The following is an 895-nucleotide window of genomic DNA, read 5'->3' as shown; positions in this document are numbered from 1 at the left end:
CGGCAACCCCGCCGGTTACACCGGCGCCCGACGCCGACACGGTCGCCTCGGCAGATTTCGCCAGCCAGCCTCCCGGCACCTACGACGACGAAATGCTGGACGCGCACTTCATCGCCGGTGACGGCCGCGTCAACGAGAACATCGGCCTGACCACGATCCACCAGATCTTCCACTCCGAGCACGACCGGCTGGTGGACGATTTCAAGAACACCCTGACCAACGACACCTCGGTCACCGGCGTAGCCGCCCTGGCCGAGTGGAAGTCGGCCTCCGGGACCACCGACGGATGGAACGGTGAGCGCCTCTTCCAGGCCGCCCGTTTCGTCACCGAGATGGAATACCAGCACCTGGTGTTCGAGGAGTTCGCCCGCAAGGTCCAGCCCGCTATCCAGCCGTTCCACGTCTACCACTCGGACACCAATGGAGCTATCCATGCCGAGTTCGCGCACGCGGTGTACCGGTTCGGCCACTCGATGCTGACCGAGACCATCGCCCGCACCAACCCGGATGGAAGTGACAACTCAATCCCGTTGCTGAACGGCTTCCTTAACCCGCCCTCGTACAGGGACGGCGGCACGGCTGGCGAACTCACCTCCGAGCAGGCCGCGGGAGCCGTCGTCATGGGCATGAGCGACCAGACGGGCAATGAGCTCGACGAGTTCGTTACGGACACGCTCCGCAACAACCTGCTGGGCCTGCCGCTGGACCTCGCGACGATCAACATGACCCGTGCCCGTGAAGCCGGTGTCCCGCCGCTGAACGAGGTGCGCCGCCAGCTCCACGACTCCACCGGCGACGGACAGCTTGCCCCGTACACCAGCTGGGCTGACTACGGGCAGAACATCAAGCACCCCGAGTCGCTGATCAACTTCGTGGCCGCGTACGGCACCTACCC

At 65.4% G+C, this 895-nt stretch carries 1 protein-coding gene; it reads left to right on the top strand.

The annotated features are described in order from the left end of the window. Positions 1–895 (top strand): peroxidase family protein (locus tag AC1DFE_RS24065; protein WP_476908334.1); only part of this gene is annotated, 895 nt, incomplete at both ends.

It is taken from the genome of Arthrobacter sp. 05T423 (assembly GCF_056396245.1).
The sequence above is the reverse complement of the archived record's forward strand: the minus strand, read 5'-3'. Positions and strand labels throughout refer to the sequence as shown.